The sequence below is a fragment of the Uliginosibacterium aquaticum genome (assembly GCF_012972705.2).
Lineage (GTDB): Bacteria > Pseudomonadota > Gammaproteobacteria > Burkholderiales > Rhodocyclaceae > Uliginosibacterium > Uliginosibacterium aquaticum.
In genome coordinates this window covers 310302-330172 of the sequence record NZ_JABCSC020000001.1, presented here as the reverse complement: position 1 = coordinate 330172, position 19871 = coordinate 310302, and the positions used below count along the sequence as shown (strand labels likewise).

Sequence of the window (19871 nt, the reverse complement as noted above, 5' to 3'; positions counted from 1 at the left end):
CGCGAGAGAGATTCCATGCAGAGACTCCTGAAACTCCTCTTCAGCCTCCTCCAGCGGCTCTTCCAGCCTCTGCTGAGCTTCCTTGCTGCACGCTTGCCGGCCGGCCTCGCCACCCGGGCCAGCGGTCTGCACATGCGCCTGCAACCGGGCCAGGTGCTCGGCCAACTCCAGGCCGTGCGCCAGCAAGCCCTCGCCACCTACCGCGAAGGGGGCCTGCGCGCCTTCTTCGGCCCCGGTATCCGCCTGCTCAACGCCCGTCGCTACATCTGGAAGTTCGGTCTGCTCGGGGCGCTGGCGCTGGCCACCACCGGCCTTTACGTGGTCGGCCTGAATGTCTCGATGCGCAGCGAAATCAACGCGGCGCGCAGCGAAGCGCGTGCCCTGGCGCTCTACCCCCCTCTCGCAGAGGCCCTTCAGGCTAACCGTCTGTACAGCCTGCAGGCCTGGGCGGCCGCTGGCGATCCGAACCTCGCGGCCGGCGTGGCGGCCAAGGGGGCGGCGCTGGAATCCGCTCTCGCCGCCGTCGACAATGCACTCAAGCAGGAAGGCGACAGCTTCGCCCTCGCCCCACGCTGGGCTGCCCTGCGCAGCGAAGCACAGAAGCTGCGTAGCGGCGAGGCAACGCTCACGGCCGAGAGCGTGAAAACCGCCCAGCCCAAATTCAGCCGCCTGCTGCTGGACTTCATTGGTGATCTCGGCGAAGCCAGCGGCCTCCTCGCGGACGACCGCCGCGAAGCCGCGCTGATCGCCGACCTGCTGATCCGCAAACTGCCCCAGGCCTCCGAACAACTCGCCGCACTCAGCAACACCTCGGCCCTGCTGCTGGGCAGCAAGGAGATGGGCGCCGACTGGAACCGGATGGCCGCCATCACCACGGACGCCGAGCGCGCACGTGATGCCCTGCTTGATACCCTGGCCCGCACGGCCAATGCCAATCCCGCCAACCGCAGCGAGCTTGAAGCCGCAGCCGGTGAGCTGCGCACGCATTGGGCGGAAATCCTCGAGGTCACCGATCGCGAGATCCGCAAAGGCGCCTTCGCGCTCAGCAGTGAAGAATTCCTCGGCAGCGCCCGCAGCGCCGCCCTGGCGCAGTTCGAACACACCGCGCCGCTTGCCGGGGTGCTGCAGAAGCAGTTGCAGGCTCGCTCCAGCCGCCTCGAAGAACGCTTCTGGATCGCCAGCCTGATCGGCAGCCTGCTGGTGTTGAGCCTGCTCTACTGCGGTGCCGCGCTGTTCGTGAGCATCCTGCAGTCGGTACGCGAGCTCTCGGAAGGCGCCCGCCACATCGGCGAGGGCGATCTGGGCTTCCGCGTGGCCTACTCTGCCCACGACGAGCTGCGCGGCGTGGCCGCCCAGTTCAATCACATGGCCGGCGCCTTCGCTGCCATCATCCAGCAGGTTCAGCGCACCTCGCAGGAGCTCGGCAGTGCCGCCGAAGGCCTCGCCAGCTCGGCCGCCCAGGTCGCCCAGAGCTCCGAACAACAGAGTGAAGCGGCCGCCAGCATGGCGGCCGCCGTCGAGGAGATGACCGTTGGCATCGACGAAATTTCGCGCAACGCCGGTGCGGCCGATGAAGTGGCTGCCCAATCCGGCCAGCTCTCGGCCAGCGGTGGCGAAGTGGTGGCGCGCACGGTCAGCGAGATGGAGCTGATCGCCGCTGCGGTGCGTGGCTCCTCCGAAGTCATCAGCGAGCTGGGGCGCAATTCCGCCCAGATCAGCGGCATCGTCAAATCCATCAAGGAAATTGCCGACCAGACCAATCTGCTGGCCCTGAATGCCTCCATCGAGGCCGCGCGGGCCGGTGAAGATGGCCGCGGCTTCGCCGTGGTAGCCGACGAGGTGCGCAAGCTCGCCGAGCGCACCACCCGCGCCACCGCCGAGATCGGCGGCATGGTGGTCGCCATCCAGGCCGGCACCACCCGCGCCGTGGCGGCCATGCAGGACGGCGTGCGCCGCGTGCAGGGCGGGGTGGACCTCTCCAACCAGGCCGGCGCCGCCATGCAGCAGATCCGCGACGAATCGGCCCGCGTGCTGGCCTCGGTCAGCGAGATCTCCGGTGCCCTGCGCGAGCAGGCGGCGGCCAGCACCGAAATCGCCCAGAGCGTGGAGGCCGTGGCTCAGATGGCTGAAGCCAACCATGCGCAGGTCTCCCGCACCAACCACACCGCGCGCGAGCTGGTTGGCCTGTCCGCCCGCCTCGGCGAAGACATCCGCCGCTTCCGCACCTGAGCACGCCCAGGAACGCCACCATGAAATTCCTTACCCTGCTCCTCGCCCCGGCTATCGCGCTGCTCAAGCGGCTCGACTTCCGCCTCAAGTTCGGCCTCATTGGCGCCCTCGCTGTCGTCACCATGGGTTACTTCATGCTCATGTTGGCCGTCGAGATGCGCAGCGCGCTCACCAGCACCCAGCGCGCCGAACTCGGACTGGAAATCCACAACGAGGCCCGCGCAGCCCTGCTGGCCACCCAGAACTACGTCGGCGTGAGCCTGCTCGCAGCAGGCGACGACAAACACAAGGAACTCGCCAATGCGCGCCGCACGGCGGCCGACCAGGCGCTCAAAGAGCTCGCCGAGGCCGTTGCCGATGCCCCCGAGCTGGGCCTTGCGGAAGCCTGGAAGAAAGTGGACAGCGCCTGGCAGGCCTTCCGCGATCCGGCCACCCCACCCGAGCGCAGCACGCTCGCCACGGCCCATCGCCCGCTGATCGAAGCCCAGCAGGCCTTCCTGCGCGAGCTGGCCGATGCCTCCGGCCTGATGCGCGATCCGGACCCGCGCGCCGCCTATCTTGCCGAGGCCGTAGTGATCACCCTGCCGGCGCTTGGCGATCAGCTCGCCGAGCTCAGGAACACCGGTGTCATGGTGCTGGGCGTAGCAGGCTTCGCCCGCGAATGGCGCCGCATGGGTGCCATGCTGGATGCCATCAATGCGGGGCAAGAAACGCTCGCCGAACAGCTTGCCCGCGCTGGACGCGGTGACAGCGGCCTGGCCGCCCAACTCAGCGCGGGCCACAAGGCGCTCAGCGAAGCCAACCAGCAGTTCGCCGAGAGCGTGCGCAGCAGCATCCTCGCCGGCTCGCGTGACATGAAGGCCGAAGACTTCGCCAGCGCCAGCCTGAAAGCCATGCGCAGTTTCGACGAAAAGGCCGCCGACGGAGTCATCGACGAGCTCGACGGCATCATCGGCTGGCGCAGTTTCTCACTCACCGCGCGTTTCTGGCTGCTCAACCTGCTGGCGCTGGGCATGGTGCTGCTGCTGGCCTACATCGGTATCAGCATGTATCTGGCGGTCAGCGATACCGTCGAGCAGCTCACGGATGGCACCCGCCGCGCCGCCGCCGGTGACCTTGCCCATCGTCTGGAGCACACCACCCAGGATGAACTCGGCGAAGTCGCCACGCGTTTCAATGCCATGCTCGAATCGCTCGATGGCGTTGTCCAGCGCGTAGCCAGTACCGCCGCCGCAGTGGAAACCGCGGCCCGCGAACTGAGCAGCAGCGCCCAGGCCGTATCGCAGGAATCCGCACGCCAGAGCGAAGCCTCCGGTGCGATGGCCGCCACCATGGAAGAGATGACGGTGGGCATCAACGAGATCGCACGCTTTGCCGAAGACGCCGAAAGCATGGCCGCGGCCTCAGGCAAGGCCTCCGCCGCCGGCGAGCAGCTGTCTACCCGCACCGAAGCCGAGATCGGCCGAATCGCCGAGGCGGTGCAGCAATCCTCGGTGGTAATCGACGAGCTGGTTGAAAACTCGCAGCGCATCAGCGTGATCGTCAGCACCATCAAAGAGATCGCCGAGCAGACCAATCTGCTCGCCCTGAATGCCGCCATCGAAGCCGCACGGGCCGGTGAAACCGGACGTGGCTTCGCCGTGGTGGCCGACGAAGTGCGCAAGCTCGCCGAGCGCACTGCCCGTGCCACCCTCGAAATCACGGCCATGATCGAAACCATCCAGCGCGGCACCACCGATGCCGTTGGCTCCATGCAGCAAGGCGTGGCCCGCGTAGCCGATGGCGTGGGCCTCACCCGCGAAGCCGGCGAAGCCATGCGCAGCATCCAGCAGTCCTCGGCGCGGCTGGTCGGCGTAGTGGCCGACATCTCGGCGGCCCTGCGCGAGCAGAGCGCGACCAGTAGCGACATTGCCCGCAACATCGAACGCGTTGCCCAGATGGCCGAAGCCAACAATGGCAGCGCGCAGGGCACCCTCATCACCACACGCGCACTGGATGCGCTGGCCAGCCAGCTGGCTGGCCAGATCCGCCAGATCCGCAACGGCGTCTAAGCCAGGAGGCAAACATGAACGGGCTCAACGAATTCATGTGGAAGAGCAGCCTTGACTGGCGCAGCCTGATTGCGGCCGCCGAAGCCGTGATCGCACGCTGGAACACGATCACCAAATTCGAAACGAAGACAGACCAGCGCGAACACATCTGGACGGTGCGCCACAGCAGCAACGCCCTGCCCTTTCTCGTCCTCAATGGAGATTCCCTGCGCGGCTCGGTGCCCCGCATCGGAAACCCGATGCCCTTCCTGCTCCTGATCGGCATCTGCCATCAAAAACCGGGCGCGGTGGAGCTCACATTCGCCAACGGCCAGAAGATCGACCCTGCCCGCTTCGATCCTGCCGATCTCACCAGCCTCCTGCCCCACGCCACCCATGCCGCCCACCGCAAGCTTGCCGAACTCGCCGTCCAGGCAGCCGCGCCTGCCAGCGGATTAGCGCCTTGAACGGCCTTGCCTATTTTCAGGCCCCACCAGCGCGCCGGTGAGCTGGCAGCCCTAGCGTGACGCAGCCCCCACGCTGGCCGCCGCACCGACCACCCCGCCCTGAGGCGCAGGCTCCACGCACGCCGGCGAGCCCCACCCTAGACTGCAAGCAGCTCTGTCCACCCGTGCTGCCATGCGTCTTCACCGCCCACTCTGCGCTGCCCTGATCTGCCTGCTGCTCACCAGCACGGCCAGCGCGCGTGAATACGTCATCAGTGCGCCGGGGCGGCCACACATGGCGCTGGACATGAGTCAGAGCGTCGCCACCGAAGCCTACCGCCGCCTCGGCCACAGTCTGCGCATCACCCCGATGCCGCTGGAGCGCGGCCTGGTCGAGGCCAACATCGGCGCCATCGACGGTGATCTGATGCGCACCACGCCCGGCATGTCCAATTACCCGGCCCTGATCCCGGTTCCCATCCCTCTCGCCCAGGATGACTTCGTGGCCTACGGCCGTGGCCAGCGCCTGCGCGTCACCGGCAAGGAAAGCCTGCGCCCCTTCCGTCTGTCAACGGTGCGCGGCATCAAGGAACTTGAGGAACTCGCGGCGGACGGTTTCCAGGTGCTCTACGCCACCGATGGCGACCAGGCCTTCCGCCAGCTCGAGGCCGGCCGGGTGGACCTCGTGCTGCTCACCCGGGGCAGTGCCTGTCGCCCCCTGCAGCTAGGCCTCAAGGGCATCCGCATGCAGGAAGGCAGCCTGGTCCGCATCGACCTCTACCACCACCTCAACAAGCGGCACGCCGAGCTCGTCGGGCAGCTCGCCAGCGCGCTCCAGCAGATGCAGAAGGATGGCAGCCTGCAACGCCTACAGGAAAGCGTACGCCAGCGCTGGCTGCAATGCAGCTGAGGCGCAGCCCTGCCATCCGCCAAGCCGGTCAAGTCGCTCGGCAGCGGGCCGTTATACCTTTGTGCTCCGCACCGTGAGGTCCGCCTGATGAACAAGACCATTGCTGCCGCCCCTCTGGCCGGCCTGCTCGCCTGCCTGGTCGCCACGGCCATGCTGATCCTCACCCTGTCCGCAGCCATCAGCTGGGCCAGCCTCACGGCACTGACCAGCTCCAATGCGGCCATCCAGCACAGCGGCAAGCTCACCCGCACCCAGAGCGACGTCGACATGATGCATGACGCCATCCGTGCCGATGTCTACAAGGCCTTTCTCAACGCCGGCGGCGGCCCCGAACTGGAGGCGGCACGCAAGGATTTCAACGAACACGCGGCGGCGCTCAAATCGGGTTTCAGCACCAATCTCGCACAACTGCCGTCGGCGGCTCAAACGATCGCCGAGCAGGCCCGGCCGGTACTGGAGCGCTACCTCGCCAGCGCCACCACTCTCCTCGCCCAACCACAGGACGACCCCCAGCACAGCCGGCTCATCAGCTTTCACGCCGATTTCGAAGCCCTCGAAGACCAGCTCGCCGCCCTTACCGACAGCATCGAACTGAGCAGCGCTGAGCAGTCGGCCCTCGCCCAGCAAGCCGCCGATAGCGCCCGACGCAACATCCTGCTCAGTGCCCTCAGCGGCATACTCCTGCTCTGCGGTGCTGCCTTTTTCGTTCATCGCAGCAGCGTGCCGGCATTGCGCCAGCTGGCCCAGAGCGCCAGCGAAATCGCGCGCAGCAGCGACCTCACCCTGCCTATCGAGGAGGCAGGCTGCCGCGAGGTGCGCAGCGTGGCTCAGGCCTTGCAACAAATGCTGGTCAGTCAGCGCCAGGTCATCAGCCAAACCCATGCCACCTCACGCGCGGTACAGCAGGGCATGGACGCCGCCCACCAGCTCTCGGAGCAAGTCCAGCGCGGCGCCAGCGACCAGAGCCAGATGTTGCAGCAGGCCTTGGCTGGCTTCGAAGAGGCGGCCGAGGCCATCGAAATCGTTGCCACCAATACCCGCGATGCGGTGCATGCGGCCCAGAGTGCCGGCGAGCTCTCCCAGCGCGGCGCCGACAGCGTGCGTGACACCGCCCACCAGCTCGAAGGCATCGGCCAGAGCGTGCGCGAAGTCTCCAGCGTCATCAGCAGCCTTGCTCAGCATGCCAACGAAATTTCCGGAGTGGTCGTGGCGATCCGCGCAATTGCCGATCAGACCAATCTGCTCGCCCTGAATGCCGCCATCGAAGCAGCCCGCGCCGGCGAACAGGGGCGCGGCTTTGCCGTGGTGGCGGATGAAGTGCGCAAACTGGCAGAGCGCACCAGCCGCTCTACCGATGAAATTTTTCAGCTCATCGAACGCATTCGTCATGCCAGCGAAGCCGCGGTCAACAGCGTGGATAGTAGCGTGCAGGTCGTCAGTGCCGGCATCAGCCGCGCCGCCGAATCGGCCGATGCGGTTGCCGAAATCCCTCGCGCTGCCGCCGGCGTACTCGGCAACATGCGTGACATCAGTGCCACCCTCGATGGTCAGCGCCAAAGCCAGCACAGCATTGCCCAGGCCATCGAACGCGTCAGCCAGTCTGCCGTCACCACCAGCCACAACGCCAGCGGACTCGACCAGCTCGTCGGCCAGACCCGCCAGAACATGAGCGAGCTCACGGACACCGTGCGCCAGTTCAGGATCTGAAAACCGGTGCAAAGCGCCGCAAAGAATCCGCTGCCGGGGTCAAAACACTGGCTTGCCGAAAACGCACTGACAATACTGAGCGGGTCATCCACGCTCAGGAGATCCCCGTGTTGCGTCGTTTCCCCGCCTTGCTTGGCCCCGCCCTCCTCATTGCCCTGCTGAGCAGTAGCGGCACCCAGGCTGCCAGCAGTTCCGCCTCCAGTACCGCCGCTGGCCGTCCGCCGGGCCCGCCCCCCGAAGCCATTGCCGCCTGCAAGGGCAAGAGTGAGGGCTCTGAGGTCAGCTTTGCCGGGCCGGAAGGTCAGACCTTCAGCGGCACCTGCCAGAGTTTCAATGGCACGCTGGCCGCCATGCCCAAGGGCGGCCCTGGCGGCCAACCGCCCCCGCCGCGCTGAAGCGCCGACCCCGCATCACCAAGCGGCAGGCGGCGACGCCCCCAAGAGGGGCGCGCAGCCTGTCTTTTACCGTTGCTCCCGCACGCTGCGCCGCTCATCTCAGAGCCAGCACAATTGCATATCTTCGCCGCGCTGGACGTCACCAAAAGCCTTACGAAAGGCCCCTTTCAGAGCAGGGAATCCCTCCATCATCAAGTCCGGTCACGGCCTCGCCGGAGCCGCCACGGGCAGGATCATGACTCGTCCGTCGGCCTACAAAACTGATACATGATTGGAGACTCTGTAATGCAGCTTCGTAAAACCGTACTGGCGCTTGCCCTCGGTCTCGGCCTGTGTGGCCTGGCCCACTCTGCCGACCTGCTCAATACCCGCTTCACCGGCGAGCAGATCTTCACCCCGGCCTTCAAGGCCTTGCCGGGAGATCCGGCCAAAGCCTATTTCGCCATCACCTTCGGCGAACCGAAAAGCGAGGCCGGCAACCTGCTCCTCGAGAACGGTCGCATCACCCTCGGCGCAGTGTCCGGCGCTGCCGGCAAGATAGAGGAATCCTCCGCCTCCAGCCGCCCCGAAGGCGTGATCGACCTGAGCAAGCCCTACCGCATCACGCTGCGGATCACTGAGGCCAGCAGCCTGGTCGAAGGCAAGGACAACTTCTTCATCTACGTGAACAACAGCAGCACCAAGATGACGCTGTCACCGCATGGCGAAGCCTCTGTCATCGCCCGTGTGCCGGTGAAAGAGTTGAAGACCGGAGACAACGTGTTCACCGCCAGCCTCGGCGATGCGCGCTCCTTCCTGCAATTGCGCGCCGAATCCGGTGCCCGCGTGAAGATCGAGTCCATCAAACTGGAATCGCTCTGAGCCCTCCGGTGAAGCCTGGGTGACCCGGGCTTCACCTTGTGCCATGGCGGCGCCTGGTGCGCGTGCGCTCAGGCCTTGATCCTGCCTGCCCACACCACCAGCGCCTCAACCAGGCCTGCAACCTGCTCACGGATCTTCGGGTCAGTCACATTGCCCGCCGCATCGAAGCCGCCAGCAAAGGCATTGCTGAAAACCTCGGGCTTGTTCAGCGGATGCAGATTCAGGAACACGCAGCTCTGACGCAGGTGATATTGCGAACGGGAAGTGCCCATGCCACCACCGGCGCCCATCAGGCCCACCGCCTTCTCGGCCAGCAAGGCATTGTCCGGTTCGCGCGACGCCCAGTCGAGAATGTTCTTCAGCGCCGGGGCGACCGAATAGTTGTATTCAGGACAGGCCAACAGTAGCGCATCCGCCGCCCCGATCTGTGCCAGCACACGCTTAACCGCCGCCGGTTTCTCCGTGAGATCGCCGTTGTAGAAGGGCACATCCGTGAGATCGGCAATCTCCAGCGTTACTCCGGCCGGCAAGGCCTCCTGCGCCGCGCGTAACAGGCCGCTGTTGCACGAAGCCTTGCGCAGGCTGCCCGAAATACCCACAAGTTTGAATGCCATGATGCTGTCCTTATCGAGAGTTGGAGGATGCCGCAGCGAACGGCCTCTCTACTTTAGACCAAGCGTTCTGCCCTGCCCGGCAGCCTCACCTGCACGGCCAGCCGGCAGCGGATAAGATTACTTTTTTGCCTGCCGGGATTTAGCAGCCATGCCCATCTCCGCCGACTATCTGGCCTTCATCTGCGAACTTCTCGCTCCGCTCGGCCGCATCCGCAGCAAACGCATGTTCGGCGGTGCAGGCCTCTACTGTGACGAGCATTTCTTTGCCATCGTCATCGACGATCAGCTCTATCTCAAAACCGATGCAGAGAACCGCGCCGAGTTCGAGCGCGAGGCACTGGAAGCATTCCGCTATGAGGCGCGCGGCAAGATCGTGCAGCTGGGCTACCACCGTGCCCCGGACGAAGCCCTGGACTCGCCCGAGCTGATGCGCCCGTGGGCGCGCAGCGCGCTGGCGGCGGCCCTGCGCGCGCGCAAGCCCTGACTCCTCTCGGGCGGAAACGAAAACGCCGGCGGCTGCCGGCGTTTTCGTTGACAGGCACGCAGCCTTCAATCGCCCAACACAGCCCGCACGTTGGCCCACTGGCGACGGCTGATTGGCAGCAGTTCGGCGAGGCCATTGAGACGCACGCTCCAGTAGCCTTCGCCCCCATCCTCACCCACCGAGCGCTCGAAGCCAACCACCGCCTCACGCGACACCAGGCAATTGCGGTGAATACGCACGAAGCGATCCGGAAACTCCTGCTCCAGTTGCACCAGCGACTCTTCGAGCAGGAACTCGCGCGCCACCGTGCGGGAGGTCACATATTTGAGCTCCGCCTTCAGGTAGAGCACATCCGAGATCGGAATCAGATGGATCTTGCCGCGCTCGCTGCAGGTCAGGTGGCGACGCGGCTCAGCGATCGTGTCGATATTCTCGCGACTCACCGGAGTAGCCTGGCGGGCCTTCTGCAGCGCAGCGGAGAGGCGCTCGGCACGCACCGGCTTGAGCAGATAATCGATGGCATTCAGCTCAAAAGCCTGTACCGCATGTTCGTCATAGGCCGTCACGAAAATCAGACGCGGGGGATTCTTGAGGCGGCTGGCATGCTGGGCGAATTCGATGCCATCCATGGCCGGCATGCGGATATCCACCAGAATCACGTCCACCGCAGTGGTTTCAAGCATGCGCAACGCTTCCAGGCCATTGCCGGCCATCCCGGCCACACGGGTAGGCTGATCTGCGGCAATGTCGCCCAGCAGGTCGCGCAAGCGCTCGCGAGCCGGGGCTTCGTCATCAACGATCAGTACGGCCAGTGTTGCTGCAGCTTCCATTACTTCTCCTCCCTTCGTAGTGGGATGCGGACACGCACCCTGAACTCGCCGTCGGTTTCTTCGGTTGTCAGGGTTGCTTCAAGATCAAAAAACAGGGTCAAGCGCTCACGGATGTTGTTCATCGCCATCCGGTTACCAGTCGCCCGCCGCTCCACCTTGTGGGCGGGGTTGCTGATCCGCATGTCGAGCATGTTGCCGCGACGCACAATGCGGATCAGTATCTGTCCAGGCTCAGGGTTCGGTTCTATACCGTGAAACACTGCATTCTCAATAAGGGGTTGCAGCATGAGCGGTGGAACCTGGGCGTTGAGCGGCGCATGTTTAAGCTCCCACTTCACTTTCAGGCGCTCGCCCAGACGCAGGCGCTCCAGCTCAAGGTAGCGGTTGCAAAGCTCGATTTCGTCACACAAGGTGACAAGCTCGCGGCTGTCGCGCATCAGCTCGCGGAACAGTTCGGCCATCGATTCCAGTGCTTCCTCGGCTCGTTTCGGGTCCGAGCGGATCACGCCTAGCACGCCATTGATCGAGTTGAAGAAGAAATGCGGGCGGATACGCGCCGTCAGCGCAAGGATCCGCGCTTCCCCCAGCGCCGGCATCTGGGCAATCTGGCGCCAGCGGAAGTAGGCCATCACACAGATCGAGCTGGCCAGCGCCCAGATCATCCCACGCAGATAACCATCAGCATTCACCGGCAGCAGGATCCACGATTGGCAAAAGATGGTCGAAGCCAGGGCCAGGCTCGCCACAGTAAGCGTGAGGTCACGCCAGTTCAGGTGGCTCAACCAGTGGCCAAGCACGAACAAGGCCGTCGCGAACAGGATCAGCGGCAGTTCAACCCGTCCGGCCATCATCAGCAGGGTCTGACCAATCTCCCCCAGCGCCGGCGCCCTGATCAGCACGGTAATGAGCATCAGCACATTGCCGACCAGCAGCACCCTCAGTACGGCACCGAGATTGCGAAAATCCGGCACCGGCACGCGCAGGCGCTCGGGGATCGCGGAGCGCTCCGAGGCTTGCTTTATACTTGCGGACTTCTCCGGCGCTGCTGCCATGGTTATTTACCGGCCTTGACGGGCCACTTCGTTGCGGCCCGAACCCGAAAGCTGATTCAAGAATTCCGCGATTATGACTGATAAATCATCCGCCACCGGTACCTGGTCCGGTCGTTTCTCCGAACCCGTCTCGGATCTGGTGAAACGCTACACCGCCTCGGTGTTCTTCGACTGCCGCATGGCTGCGCAGGATATCCGCGGGTCACTCGCCCACGCGAAGATGCTCGCCAGGCAGCGCATCATCAGCGAGCAGGACTTGTCCGACATCGAACGCGGCATGGCGCAGATTCTCGGCGAAATCGAACGCGGTGAATTTGTCTGGACGCTGGACGGCGAAGACGTTCACATGAACATCGAGCAACGCCTCACCGCCCTGATCGGTATGGCCGGCAAGCGCCTCCACACCGGCCGCTCGCGTAACGACCAGGTTGCCACCGACATCCGCCTGTGGCTGCGCGACACCATCGACAGCATCCTTGCCCTGATCGGCGACTTCCAGACCAATCTGCTGAATCTTGCCGAAGAGCACGCCGCCACTCCGCTGCCCGGCCACACCCACCTGCAGATCGCCCAGCCGGTGACTTTCGGCCACCACCTGATGGCCTACAGCGAAATGCTGCGCCGCGATGCCGAGCGCTTTGCCGACGTACGCCGCCGCGTCAACCGCCTGCCGCTGGGCAGCGCCGCCTTGGCCGGCACCACCTATCCGATCGACCGCGAATTCGTGGCGCGCGAGCTGGGCTTCGACGAAGTCTGCGAGAACTCGCTGGACGCCGTGTCGGATCGCGACTTCGCCATCGAATTCTGTGCCGCCGTAGCGCTGGCCATGATGCACCTGTCGCGCCTCTCGGAAGAGCTGATCCTGTGGATGAGCCCGCGCTTCGGCTTCATCGATCTGGCCGACCGCTTCACCACCGGCTCTTCGATCATGCCGCAGAAGAAGAACCCCGACGTACCCGAGCTCGTGCGCGGCAAGACCGGCCGCGTCAATGGCCACCTGATCGCGCTGCTGACCCTGATGAAGGGCCAGCCGCTGGCCTACAACAAGGACAATCAGGAAGACAAGGAACCGATCTTCGATGCCGCCGACACGATGATCGACACTTTGCGCATCTATGCGGACATGATTACCGGCATCAAGGTCAAGGCGCACAACATGCGCGAGGCCCTGAAGCTCGGCTTCGCCACTGCCACCGACCTGGCCGACTACCTCGTCAAGAAAGGCCTCGCCTTCCGCGATGCGCACGAAGCCGTGGCGCTCGCCGTGCGTGCCGCTGAGACCAAGGGCTGCGACCTGCCCGACATGTCACTCGAAGAGCTGCGCGCTTCTATGGCCCATGTGCCGGGCGCGCCGGAAAAGCTCAGTGATGACATCTTTGCGGTGCTCACCGTCGAAGGCTCGCTGGCCGCGCGCAACCACATCGGCGGCACCGCGCCAGAGCAGGTCCGCGCGGCAATTGTCCGTGCCCGGGCACGCCTCGCAAAGTAAGCACCACAGGAGGAATAGCCTCTGATCGCAAGCACTCGTGGCCAGAGGCCGTTTCCCATAAAAGCGCACGCTTGAAGGATCGCTACCATGCTCTCCGCTTCGTTGCATGCCGAACTTGAAGCGCAAGCCCGGGCCGCTTTCGGCACCGCCTTCCGCATCGATTCGGTGACGCCCGTCAGCGGCGGAGACATCAACACCACACTCAAGCTTGAAGGCCCCGAGGGCGCAATCTTCGCCAAACTCCGTCCAGCACATGACGCAGCCATGTTCGCAGCTGAAGCCGATGGCCTTCAGGCACTGACCAACTGTGATGCAATCCGGGTACCGGCCGTACTGGGGATTGGTGAAGCGGCAGATCAAGCCTTCCTGTTTCTGGAATGGCTGGACATGAGCCCGCTGCGCGACGCGGCCACGGCCCGCCGCGCCGGCGCAGCGCTGGCCGCCCTGCACCAGTGCACCGGCGAGCATTACGGCTGGGCGCAGGACAATTTCATCGGCAGCACCCCGCAGCGCAACCTTGAAACCGACAACTGGTCTCAATTCTTCGTGCAGAGACGCCTCCAGCCGCAGTTCGCACTCGCCGCCAGCAAGGGCTTCAAAGGGGATCTGCAGCGCAATGGCGAGCGCATCGCCGAGCGCGCGCCGGGGCTGTTTGTCGATTACCGGCCGCTTGTCAGCCTGCTGCATGGAGATCTGTGGAGCGGCAACCTGGCGGCGCTGGCTGATGGCACGCCGGTACTGTTCGACCCGGCCTGCTACTTCGGAGACCGCGACACGGATGTCGCGATGAGCGAGCTTTTCGGAGGTTTGCCGCTGGAGTTCTACGCAGCCTACCGCGCCAACTGGCCGCTGGCTGAGGGTTATGAGCAGCGCAAGGCGCTCTACAACCTGTATCACGTCCTCAACCACCTGAATCTCTTCGGTGGCGGCTACCTGCGCCAGGCCGAACGCATGGCGGCCATGCTCGCCACCGAGCTCGGGCGTTGATGTAGGTGCGACTTCAGTCGCACACCACACATGAATAACGGGCTGAAGTCCGCCCTACGAGAACAGGGCTTTGACACCGCCTCTGACCGCGAGCTCGCGGCCAGAGGCCGCTCTTACTTTCTCTCAGGAAGACTCATCAGTCGCCCGCCCCGCTTACGCGAAGTCTTGGCCATTGCCAGCAGGCCACCGGCCGCCGCACCGCCATGCGCATGGGATATAGCCACCGCCAGTGCATCCGCCGCATCCGCCTGCGGATCGCCTGCAAGCTGCAGCAGGCGCTTGACCATGTGCTGGACCTGTTCCTTGTTTGCCTTGCCGTAGCCGACCACCGCCTGCTTGACCTGCAGCGCGGTGTATTCGGACACCGGTAGATCGCGGCTTACCAGTGCGCAGATCGCCGCCCCGCGCGCCTGCCCGAGCAGCAAGGTGGATTGCGGATTGACGTTCACGAACACGATTTCCACCGCAGCCTCAGCTGGATGGTAGGTATCAACCACTTCCTGCACCCCGGCCAGGATCACTTTCAAACGCTCGGGCAGAGAGCCATCCGGCGTGCGGATGCAGCCACTGGCAACGTAATGCAGTTGGCTGCCCTGGCGCTCGATCACGCCGAAGCCGGTGATGCGCAGGCCCGGATCAATACCGAGGATGCGCGTGGGCGGCAGAGCGAGCGGCGCGCTCATCACGAGGTGGCCGCTAAATGAAGTGAAACGTTTCTGGCGCGGCGTGCCGACGCAAACAGTACGCTCAGCGCGGCAAGGAGGCGCAAGGACGCCAGAATCACTCTTTGCGGCCTCAAACGCGTCTGAAAACCAGATCCCACACCCCATGCCCAAGACGCAAACCACGCGCTTCGAACTTGGTCAGCGGGCGATAGTCCGGCTTCTCGGCATAGTCGGCCGCCGTGTTCTGCAACAAGGGCTCGGCGGAGAGCGTCTCGAGCATGAACTGGGCATACTCTTCCCAATCCGTCGCACAGTGCAGATAGCCGCCGGGCGCGAGGCGCGAGGCCAGTTGCGCCACAAAAGCTGGTTGCAGGATGCGCCGCTTGTGATGGCGCTTCTTCGGCCAGGGGTCCGGAAAATACACATGAATGCCGGCCAGCGAATCCGGCGCCAGCATGTCGCGCACCACCTCCGTGGCGTCGTGCTGCATCACGCGCAGATTAGTCAGACCTTGCTCGTCAATCAGCTTGCACAGATTGCCCACGCCGGGGCCGTGCACCTCGATGCCGATGAAGTCGGTATCCGGACGGATGCGGGCGATCTTCGCCGTGGTGTCACCCATGCCACAACCGATTTCCAGCACCACCGGCGCGCTGTGGCCAAAAGTGGCGGCGTAATCCAGCGTCTGCTCACGGTAGGGGATCGCAAAGCGCGGCAGAAGCTCGTCCATGTAGCGCTTCTGCGCGTCAGACATGCGCCCCTGGCGCAATACAAAACTACGGATCGGCTGGCGCGAGAAGCGCCCTGTGGGCTCACCAGCGGAGCTATCCGGCTTGTCGTTAGAGTCTGTCATGCGCTCAGCTTCCAATCAGGCCGGTGGTCGGCGAACTCGGCGTAGCCGAGTACAGCTTCTTCGGCATGCGGCCGGCGCGAAAAGCTTCGCGGCCGGCCTCCACAGCCTTCTTCATGGCGCCGGCCATCAGCACCGGATCCTTCGCTGCGGCAATAGCGGTGTTCATCAGCACGCCATCGCAGCCCAGCTCCATCGCAATCGCGGCATCCGAGGCGGTACCCACGCCGGCATCGACAATCACCGGCACCTTCGATTGCTCGATGATCAGCTTGAGGTTCCACGGATTCAGGATGCCCATGCCGGAGCCGATCAGGGACGCCAGCGGCATCACGGCCACACAGCCGAGCTCTTCGAGCATCTTGGCCTGGATGGGGTCATCCGAGCAGTAGACCATGACCTTGAAACCATCGCGCACCAATGTCTCGGCAGCCTTCAGGGTCTCGGGCATGTTCGGAAAGAGAGTGGTCTGATCGCCCAGCACTTCGAGCTTGACCAGATCATGGCCATCGAGCAGCTCACGTGCGAGACGCAGGGTACGCACGGCCTCGTCAGCCGAATAACAGCCGGCGGTATTGGGCAGGTAGGTGAAATCCTTCATCGGCAGAGCGTCGAGCAGGTTCGGCTCGCCCACGTTCTGGCCAAGGTTCACTCGGCGCACAGCCACGGTGACGATCTGGGCGCCGGAAGCGTCGATGGCGCGGCGGGTTTCGTCGAAATCCTTGTACTTGCCGGTACCCACCAGCAGGCGGGAATGGTATTCACGGCCGGCGATCAGCAGGGGGTCGTTCATGATGAGCTTTCTGAAAGATACGGGAGGCTGGGGAAAACGCAGAGGCGGGCGCGGCTCAGCCGCCACCGACTGCAACCACGATTTCCAGCGCATCACCCTCTGCCAGCACCGTACTGGCATGCAGGCCCTTGGGAACGATCTCGCCATTGCGCTCGACAGCCAGGCGCTTACCGACCAGTTCGAGTTCTTCGAGCAGGTTCAGCACAGAGCTGCCACTGGCGAGGGAACGGCGGTCGCCGTTCAGGGTGATTTGGAGCATGGTGAGAAACCTCGGACAGCTGGGTTGAAGCACCCGCGAGTTTATCACGCGCCCCCTGCCCGACCGGCCGCCGGACGGGGTCACAAGACTGCAACAGTGCCTGCGGAGAATGCGCCGCATGTCCCGCGTACGCACCCTGTTCCTCTCGGATATCCACCTCGGCACTCGTGCCTGCCAGGCTGACCGCCTGCTCGCTTTTTTGCGCGAGCACCCGGCCGAGAAGGTCTTCCTGATCGGAGACATCATCGATTTCTGGGCCATGAAGCGCTCGCTGGCGTGGACCGCCAGCCACAACACGGTGATCCAGAAACTGCTGCGCCGCGCCCGCCACGGCGAAGAAATCATCCTCATCCCGGGCAATCACGACGAGGCGCTGCGCCTTTACTGCGGCATGCGCTTTGGCGACATCCGCGTCGAGCGCGAGTGGGTGCATGAAACCGCCGATGGCAAACGCCTGCTGCTGGTGCATGGCGACGAATACGACCAGGTAACGCGTCACCATCGATGGGTCGCAGTACTGGGCGATGTGTCCTACAACCTGCTGGTGCGGCTGAACGTGTGGCTGTCGTGGGCGCGGCGCAAGCTGGGCATCAGCGGCTACTGGTCACTCGCTGGCTATGCCAAGCGCAAGGTCAAGACAGCCTTGCAGTTCATCTTCGATTTCGAGGCCAGCGTCACTCATGCAGCCCGCACACGCGGCCTGGATGGCGTGGTCTGTGGCCACATCCACTGGGCCACGATCCGCGAAATCGATGGCCTGCGCTACGTCAATTGCGGCGACTGGGTGGATAGCTGCACGGCCATCGTCGAGCATCTCGACGGGCGCCTCGAACTCATCGAATGGGCGCGCGCCGCGTGCTCCGAAACCGAGGCCAGCGAACTGGCCGTGGAGAGTCTCTGAATCATGCGCGTACTGATGCTGTCCGACGTCTACTTCCCCCGCATCAACGGGGTCTCCACCGCGATCCAGACCTACCGCGAACAACTCGCACACTGCGGCATTGAAACCCTGCTGATCGCCCCACGCTATGAAAACGAGGCCGACGAAGCGGGAATCCAGCGCTTGGCTGGCTGGCGAGTGCCGTTGGACCCGGAAGACCGTTTCGTAAGGCCCGCCGTGTTTCGTCAGGCCGCCATCGAAGCGGCGCGCGACTGCGATCTGATTCATATCCACACACCATTCTGTGCACACGGCGCCGGGCTGGCTGCCAGCCGCGCCTGTAACTTGCCGGTGGTGGCCAGTTACCACACCCTGTTCGAGGAATATCTGCACCACTACGCACCCTTCCTGCCCGCAGCCAGCCTGCGTGGTCTGGCGCGGCGTGTGTCGCGTCAGCAGTGCAACGGACTGGATGCCATCGTCGTTCCCTCATCGCCGCTCGCCGAACGACTGCAAGCCTATGGTGTAGCGCGGCCGCTGCACATCCTGCCCACCGGCGTACCGCTGGCGCATTTCGGCCGCGGCGACGGAGCTCGTTTCCGACGCGAGCACAACATTCCTTCGGACCGCCCGGTGGCACTTTACGTGGGCCGTGCTGCGCACGAGAAGAACATCGACTTCCTGATCGACAGCCTGCCGCACGCCCTGCGCAGCCAGCCCGAACTGCTGCTGGTGATTGCCGGTGAAGGACCGGCCCGGCGTACGTTGCAGGAGAAAGTCGACAAGATGCGCCTGGCTCACGCGGTACGCTTCATTGGCTACATGGATCGCGTCACCGCTCTGCCGGACTGCTATGCCGCCGCCAACCTGTTCGTCTTCGCCTCGCGCACCGAGACCCAGGGGCTGGTGCTCATCGAAGCCATGGCTGCTGGCCTGCCGGTGGTGGCGCTGGCCGAGATGGGCACCCGCGACGTTCTCGCCGCCGGCTCCGGCGCCCTCACCCCGGCAGACAACGTCGCAGCATTCGCCGCCACCATCGTGCAGGTGCTAGAGCAACCCGAGCTCGCCCGCCAGATGCGCCAGCTCGGACTCGAATGGGCGCGTGGCTGGACTGATCATGCCCTCACCGCCCGCCTTGCCGAGCTTTATCGCAGCCTGCGTCGCCCGCGCACAACCCATCCCTTGCTCCAGGAGCTGGCTGCATGAAAGCCGCTCTGCAGATTGCGCTGGTCACCGAAACCTGGCCTCCTGAGGTCAATGGCGTCGCCATGACCATCTCCCGCCTGGTCGCCGGCTTACGCAGTCAGGGCCATCAGGTTCAGATCATCCGCCCGCGCCAACGCGAAGAAAGCCCAACGACTCCAGATTTTCTCGTCGCGGGTCTGCCCCTGCCCGGCTATGCCGGCCTCCAGTTCGGTCTGCCCGCCGGGCGCCAGCTACGCCGGCTGTGGCAGGCACAACGCCCGGACATTGTGCATCTTGTCACCGAAGGCCCCCTCGGCTGGTCTGCCCTCAAAACCGCCGAGGCACTGGACCTCCCACTCAGCTCCAGTTACCACACCCATTTCGATGGCTACAGCCGTCACTACGGTGCGGCCCTGCTCACGCCACTGGTGCGCCGCTGGCTGCATGGCTTTCACCGGCGCGCGGGGGTCACCATGGCCCCGACCGAAACGCTGGTCAAGCAGCTGCGACAAGCCGGTATCAGCGGTGCACAGGTTCTCGGCCGCGGCGTCGATACCCGCCTGTTCTCGCCCTCCAGGCGCAGCCAGGCGCTGCGCCGCCAGTGGGGCGCAGGCGAAAATGATCTGGTTGTCATGAATGTCGGCCGTCTTGCGCCGGAAAAGAATCTCGGCCTGGCCGCCGCCGCCTTCGCTGCCATCCAGCTACAACAGCCCGGCGCGCGCATGGTATGGGTCGGTGACGGCCCGGCGCGCAAGGCCCTCGAAAGAAAACATCCGCTCCACCAGTTTTCCGGTGCCCGCCACGGCGAGGATCTGGCCAGCCACTACGCCAGCGCAGACCTCTTCCTGTTCCCCAGCCTCAGCGAAACTTATGGCAACGTCGTAGCCGAAGCGATGGCCAGCGGAGTGGCTGTGGTGGCCTACCACGAAGCGGCGGCGGCCGAACTGATCATCAGCGGCGAACAAGGCCTGACCGCTCCCAGCGGCAACGAAGCCGCCTTCATTGACGCAGCCTGCCAGCTGGCCAGCAATGCCGCCTTGCGGCAACGATGTTCAGACGCGGGTCGCGCGCGGGTCGAAACGCTGCACTGGGGTCATATCGTTGAGCGCTTCGAGCAGCATCTGCGCCTGGCTCTCGAGAATATGTCCCAAACCACGCACGGGGGTTCCGTCCGGCGCCGCTTTGCGGGATAATCGGCGGCCCGA

Annotated in this window: 20 protein-coding genes; 13 read left to right on the top strand and 7 right to left on the bottom strand. The window is 64.7% G+C overall.

Going from position 1 to position 19871, the window contains the following annotated elements; genetic code table 11:
- Positions 1 to 15: 15 nt before the first annotated feature.
- The 7 genes from HJ583_RS01535 (at position 16) to HJ583_RS01505 (ending at position 8578) form a co-directional block, all read left to right on the top strand.
- Positions 16 to 2229, top strand: coding sequence for a methyl-accepting chemotaxis protein (locus HJ583_RS01535; protein WP_170019908.1), 2214 nt, complete (start codon positions 16 to 18; stop codon positions 2227 to 2229).
- A 20-nt stretch (positions 2230 to 2249) separates the two neighbouring features.
- Positions 2250 to 4280, top strand: a complete 2031-nt coding sequence (locus HJ583_RS01530) for a methyl-accepting chemotaxis protein (protein WP_170019906.1) — start codon at positions 2250 to 2252, stop codon at positions 4278 to 4280.
- Positions 4281 to 4294: 14 nt separating this feature from the next.
- Positions 4295 to 4726, top strand: coding sequence for a hypothetical protein (locus tag HJ583_RS01525; protein WP_170019904.1), 432 nt, complete (start codon positions 4295 to 4297; stop codon positions 4724 to 4726).
- A 172-nt stretch (positions 4727 to 4898) separates the two neighbouring features.
- On the top strand, positions 4899 to 5615 hold the full coding sequence (locus tag HJ583_RS01520) for a substrate-binding periplasmic protein (RefSeq protein WP_170019902.1): 717 nt from the start codon (positions 4899 to 4901) through the stop codon (positions 5613 to 5615).
- An 87-nt stretch (positions 5616 to 5702) separates the two neighbouring features.
- Positions 5703 to 7322, top strand: a complete 1620-nt coding sequence (locus HJ583_RS01515) for a methyl-accepting chemotaxis protein (RefSeq protein WP_170019900.1) — start codon at positions 5703 to 5705, stop codon at positions 7320 to 7322.
- A gap of 107 nt (positions 7323 to 7429) precedes the next feature.
- A complete protein-coding gene (locus HJ583_RS01510) occupies positions 7430 to 7717 on the top strand; it encodes a hypothetical protein (RefSeq protein ID WP_170019898.1) in 288 nt (95 codons plus the stop codon).
- Positions 7718 to 8002: 285 nt separating this feature from the next.
- On the top strand, positions 8003 to 8578 hold the full coding sequence (locus tag HJ583_RS01505) for a hypothetical protein (RefSeq protein WP_101941924.1): 576 nt from the start codon (positions 8003 to 8005) through the stop codon (positions 8576 to 8578).
- A gap of 68 nt (positions 8579 to 8646) precedes the next feature.
- Here the strand turns inward: HJ583_RS01505 and HJ583_RS01500 are convergent, their stop codons facing one another.
- Entirely contained in the window at positions 8647 to 9192 is a 546-nt protein-coding gene (locus HJ583_RS01500; protein ID WP_170019896.1) for an NADPH-dependent FMN reductase, read from the bottom strand.
- Positions 9193 to 9340: 148 nt separating this feature from the next.
- Here HJ583_RS01500 and HJ583_RS01495 point away from each other — a divergent pair, with 148 nt between their 5' ends.
- Positions 9341 to 9676: a TfoX/Sxy family protein gene (locus HJ583_RS01495; RefSeq protein WP_170019894.1), complete on the top strand. Its 336-nt coding sequence runs from the start codon at positions 9341 to 9343 to the stop codon at positions 9674 to 9676.
- A gap of 65 nt (positions 9677 to 9741) precedes the next feature.
- Here the strand turns inward: HJ583_RS01495 and HJ583_RS01490 are convergent, their stop codons facing one another.
- Together HJ583_RS01490 and HJ583_RS01485 are read right to left on the bottom strand one after the other, a co-directional pair.
- Complete coding sequence (locus HJ583_RS01490) at positions 9742 to 10506, bottom strand: LytR/AlgR family response regulator transcription factor (RefSeq protein WP_101941927.1); 765 nt, start codon at positions 10504 to 10506, stop codon at positions 9742 to 9744.
- Positions 10506 to 11558 carry a sensor histidine kinase gene (locus tag HJ583_RS01485; protein ID WP_170019892.1) on the bottom strand — a complete coding sequence of 351 codons (1053 nt, stop codon included), beginning with the start codon at positions 11556 to 11558 and terminating at the stop codon, positions 10506 to 10508. Before HJ583_RS01485 ends, HJ583_RS01490 begins: the two co-directional genes overlap by 1 nt.
- 73 nt (positions 11559 to 11631) lie before the next feature.
- Here HJ583_RS01485 and argH point away from each other — a divergent pair, with 73 nt between their 5' ends.
- Both argH and HJ583_RS01475 read left to right on the top strand, forming a co-directional pair.
- A complete protein-coding gene (gene argH / locus HJ583_RS01480; RefSeq protein WP_170019890.1) occupies positions 11632 to 13047 on the top strand; it encodes an argininosuccinate lyase in 1416 nt (471 codons plus the stop codon).
- 87 nt (positions 13048 to 13134) lie between these two features.
- On the top strand, positions 13135 to 14034 hold the full coding sequence (locus HJ583_RS01475; RefSeq protein WP_170019888.1) for a fructosamine kinase family protein: 900 nt from the start codon (positions 13135 to 13137) through the stop codon (positions 14032 to 14034).
- 113 nt (positions 14035 to 14147) lie between these two features.
- Here HJ583_RS01475 and ruvC read toward each other — a convergent pair whose 3' ends face one another.
- The 4 genes from ruvC to thiS all read right to left on the bottom strand — a co-directional run bounded on the left by ruvC (position 14148) and on the right by thiS (position 16601).
- Positions 14148 to 14717, bottom strand: coding sequence for a crossover junction endodeoxyribonuclease RuvC (gene ruvC, locus HJ583_RS01470; RefSeq protein WP_170019886.1), 570 nt, complete (start codon positions 14715 to 14717; stop codon positions 14148 to 14150).
- A gap of 112 nt (positions 14718 to 14829) precedes the next feature.
- Positions 14830 to 15552 (bottom strand): tRNA (guanosine(46)-N7)-methyltransferase TrmB, encoded by a 723-nt coding sequence (trmB, locus tag HJ583_RS01465; RefSeq protein WP_170019884.1) that lies wholly within the window; start codon positions 15550 to 15552, stop codon positions 14830 to 14832.
- A 4-nt stretch (positions 15553 to 15556) separates the two neighbouring features.
- Positions 15557 to 16342 carry a thiazole synthase gene (locus HJ583_RS01460; protein WP_170019882.1) on the bottom strand — a complete coding sequence of 262 codons (786 nt, stop codon included), beginning with the start codon at positions 16340 to 16342 and terminating at the stop codon, positions 15557 to 15559.
- A 55-nt stretch (positions 16343 to 16397) separates the two neighbouring features.
- A complete protein-coding gene (thiS, locus tag HJ583_RS01455; RefSeq protein ID WP_170019880.1) occupies positions 16398 to 16601 on the bottom strand; it encodes a sulfur carrier protein ThiS in 204 nt (67 codons plus the stop codon).
- A 118-nt stretch (positions 16602 to 16719) separates the two neighbouring features.
- On the opposite strand from thiS, the gene HJ583_RS01450 reads away from it, so the two are divergent.
- From HJ583_RS01450 to HJ583_RS01440, 3 genes are read left to right on the top strand one after another with little or no spacing between them, the layout of a single operon-like run.
- Positions 16720 to 17502 (top strand): UDP-2,3-diacylglucosamine diphosphatase, encoded by a 783-nt coding sequence (locus tag HJ583_RS01450; RefSeq protein ID WP_170019878.1) that lies wholly within the window; start codon positions 16720 to 16722, stop codon positions 17500 to 17502.
- A gap of 3 nt (positions 17503 to 17505) precedes the next feature.
- Positions 17506 to 18687 (top strand): glycosyltransferase, encoded by a 1182-nt coding sequence (locus HJ583_RS01445; RefSeq protein WP_170019876.1) that lies wholly within the window; start codon positions 17506 to 17508, stop codon positions 18685 to 18687.
- Positions 18684 to 19859, top strand: coding sequence for a glycosyltransferase family 4 protein (locus HJ583_RS01440; RefSeq protein ID WP_170019874.1), 1176 nt, complete (start codon positions 18684 to 18686; stop codon positions 19857 to 19859). The genes HJ583_RS01445 and HJ583_RS01440 overlap by 4 nt, the downstream gene beginning before the upstream one ends.
- The last annotated feature ends 12 nt before the right edge of the window (positions 19860 to 19871 follow it).

Bases quoted from the DNA above. Each gene is read 5' to 3' on its own strand.
- HJ583_RS01445 (WP_170019876.1), top strand. From the start codon at position 17,506: ATGCGCGTACTGATGCTGTCCGACGTCTACTTCCCCCGCATCAACGGG.
- HJ583_RS01495 (WP_170019894.1), top strand. From the start codon at position 9,341: ATGCCCATCTCCGCCGACTATCTGGCCTTCATCTGCGAACTTCTCGCT.
- ruvC (WP_170019886.1), bottom strand. From the start codon at position 14,717: ATGAGCGCGCCGCTCGCTCTGCCGCCCACGCGCATCCTCGGTATTGAT.
- HJ583_RS01525 (WP_170019904.1), top strand. From the start codon at position 4,295: ATGAACGGGCTCAACGAATTCATGTGGAAGAGCAGCCTTGACTGGCGC.
- trmB (WP_170019884.1), bottom strand. From the start codon at position 15,552: ATGACAGACTCTAACGACAAGCCGGATAGCTCCGCTGGTGAGCCCACA.
- HJ583_RS01515 (WP_170019900.1), top strand. From the start codon at position 5,703: ATGAACAAGACCATTGCTGCCGCCCCTCTGGCCGGCCTGCTCGCCTGC.
- HJ583_RS01485 (WP_170019892.1), bottom strand. From the start codon at position 11,558: ATGGCAGCAGCGCCGGAGAAGTCCGCAAGTATAAAGCAAGCCTCGGAG.
- HJ583_RS01460 (WP_170019882.1), bottom strand. From the start codon at position 16,342: ATGAACGACCCCCTGCTGATCGCCGGCCGTGAATACCATTCCCGCCTG.
- HJ583_RS01490 (WP_101941927.1), bottom strand. From the start codon at position 10,506: ATGGAAGCTGCAGCAACACTGGCCGTACTGATCGTTGATGACGAAGCC.
- HJ583_RS01520 (WP_170019902.1), top strand. From the start codon at position 4,899: ATGCGTCTTCACCGCCCACTCTGCGCTGCCCTGATCTGCCTGCTGCTC.
- HJ583_RS01505 (WP_101941924.1), top strand. From the start codon at position 8,003: ATGCAGCTTCGTAAAACCGTACTGGCGCTTGCCCTCGGTCTCGGCCTG.
- argH (WP_170019890.1), top strand. From the start codon at position 11,632: ATGACTGATAAATCATCCGCCACCGGTACCTGGTCCGGTCGTTTCTCC.
- HJ583_RS01475 (WP_170019888.1), top strand. From the start codon at position 13,135: ATGCTCTCCGCTTCGTTGCATGCCGAACTTGAAGCGCAAGCCCGGGCC.
- HJ583_RS01535 (WP_170019908.1), top strand. From the start codon at position 16: ATGCAGAGACTCCTGAAACTCCTCTTCAGCCTCCTCCAGCGGCTCTTC.
- thiS (WP_170019880.1), bottom strand. From the start codon at position 16,601: ATGCTCCAAATCACCCTGAACGGCGACCGCCGTTCCCTCGCCAGTGGC.
- HJ583_RS01450 (WP_170019878.1), top strand. From the start codon at position 16,720: ATGTCCCGCGTACGCACCCTGTTCCTCTCGGATATCCACCTCGGCACT.
- HJ583_RS01440 (WP_170019874.1), top strand. From the start codon at position 18,684: ATGAAAGCCGCTCTGCAGATTGCGCTGGTCACCGAAACCTGGCCTCCT.
- HJ583_RS01530 (WP_170019906.1), top strand. From the start codon at position 2,250: ATGAAATTCCTTACCCTGCTCCTCGCCCCGGCTATCGCGCTGCTCAAG.
- HJ583_RS01500 (WP_170019896.1), bottom strand. From the start codon at position 9,192: ATGGCATTCAAACTTGTGGGTATTTCGGGCAGCCTGCGCAAGGCTTCG.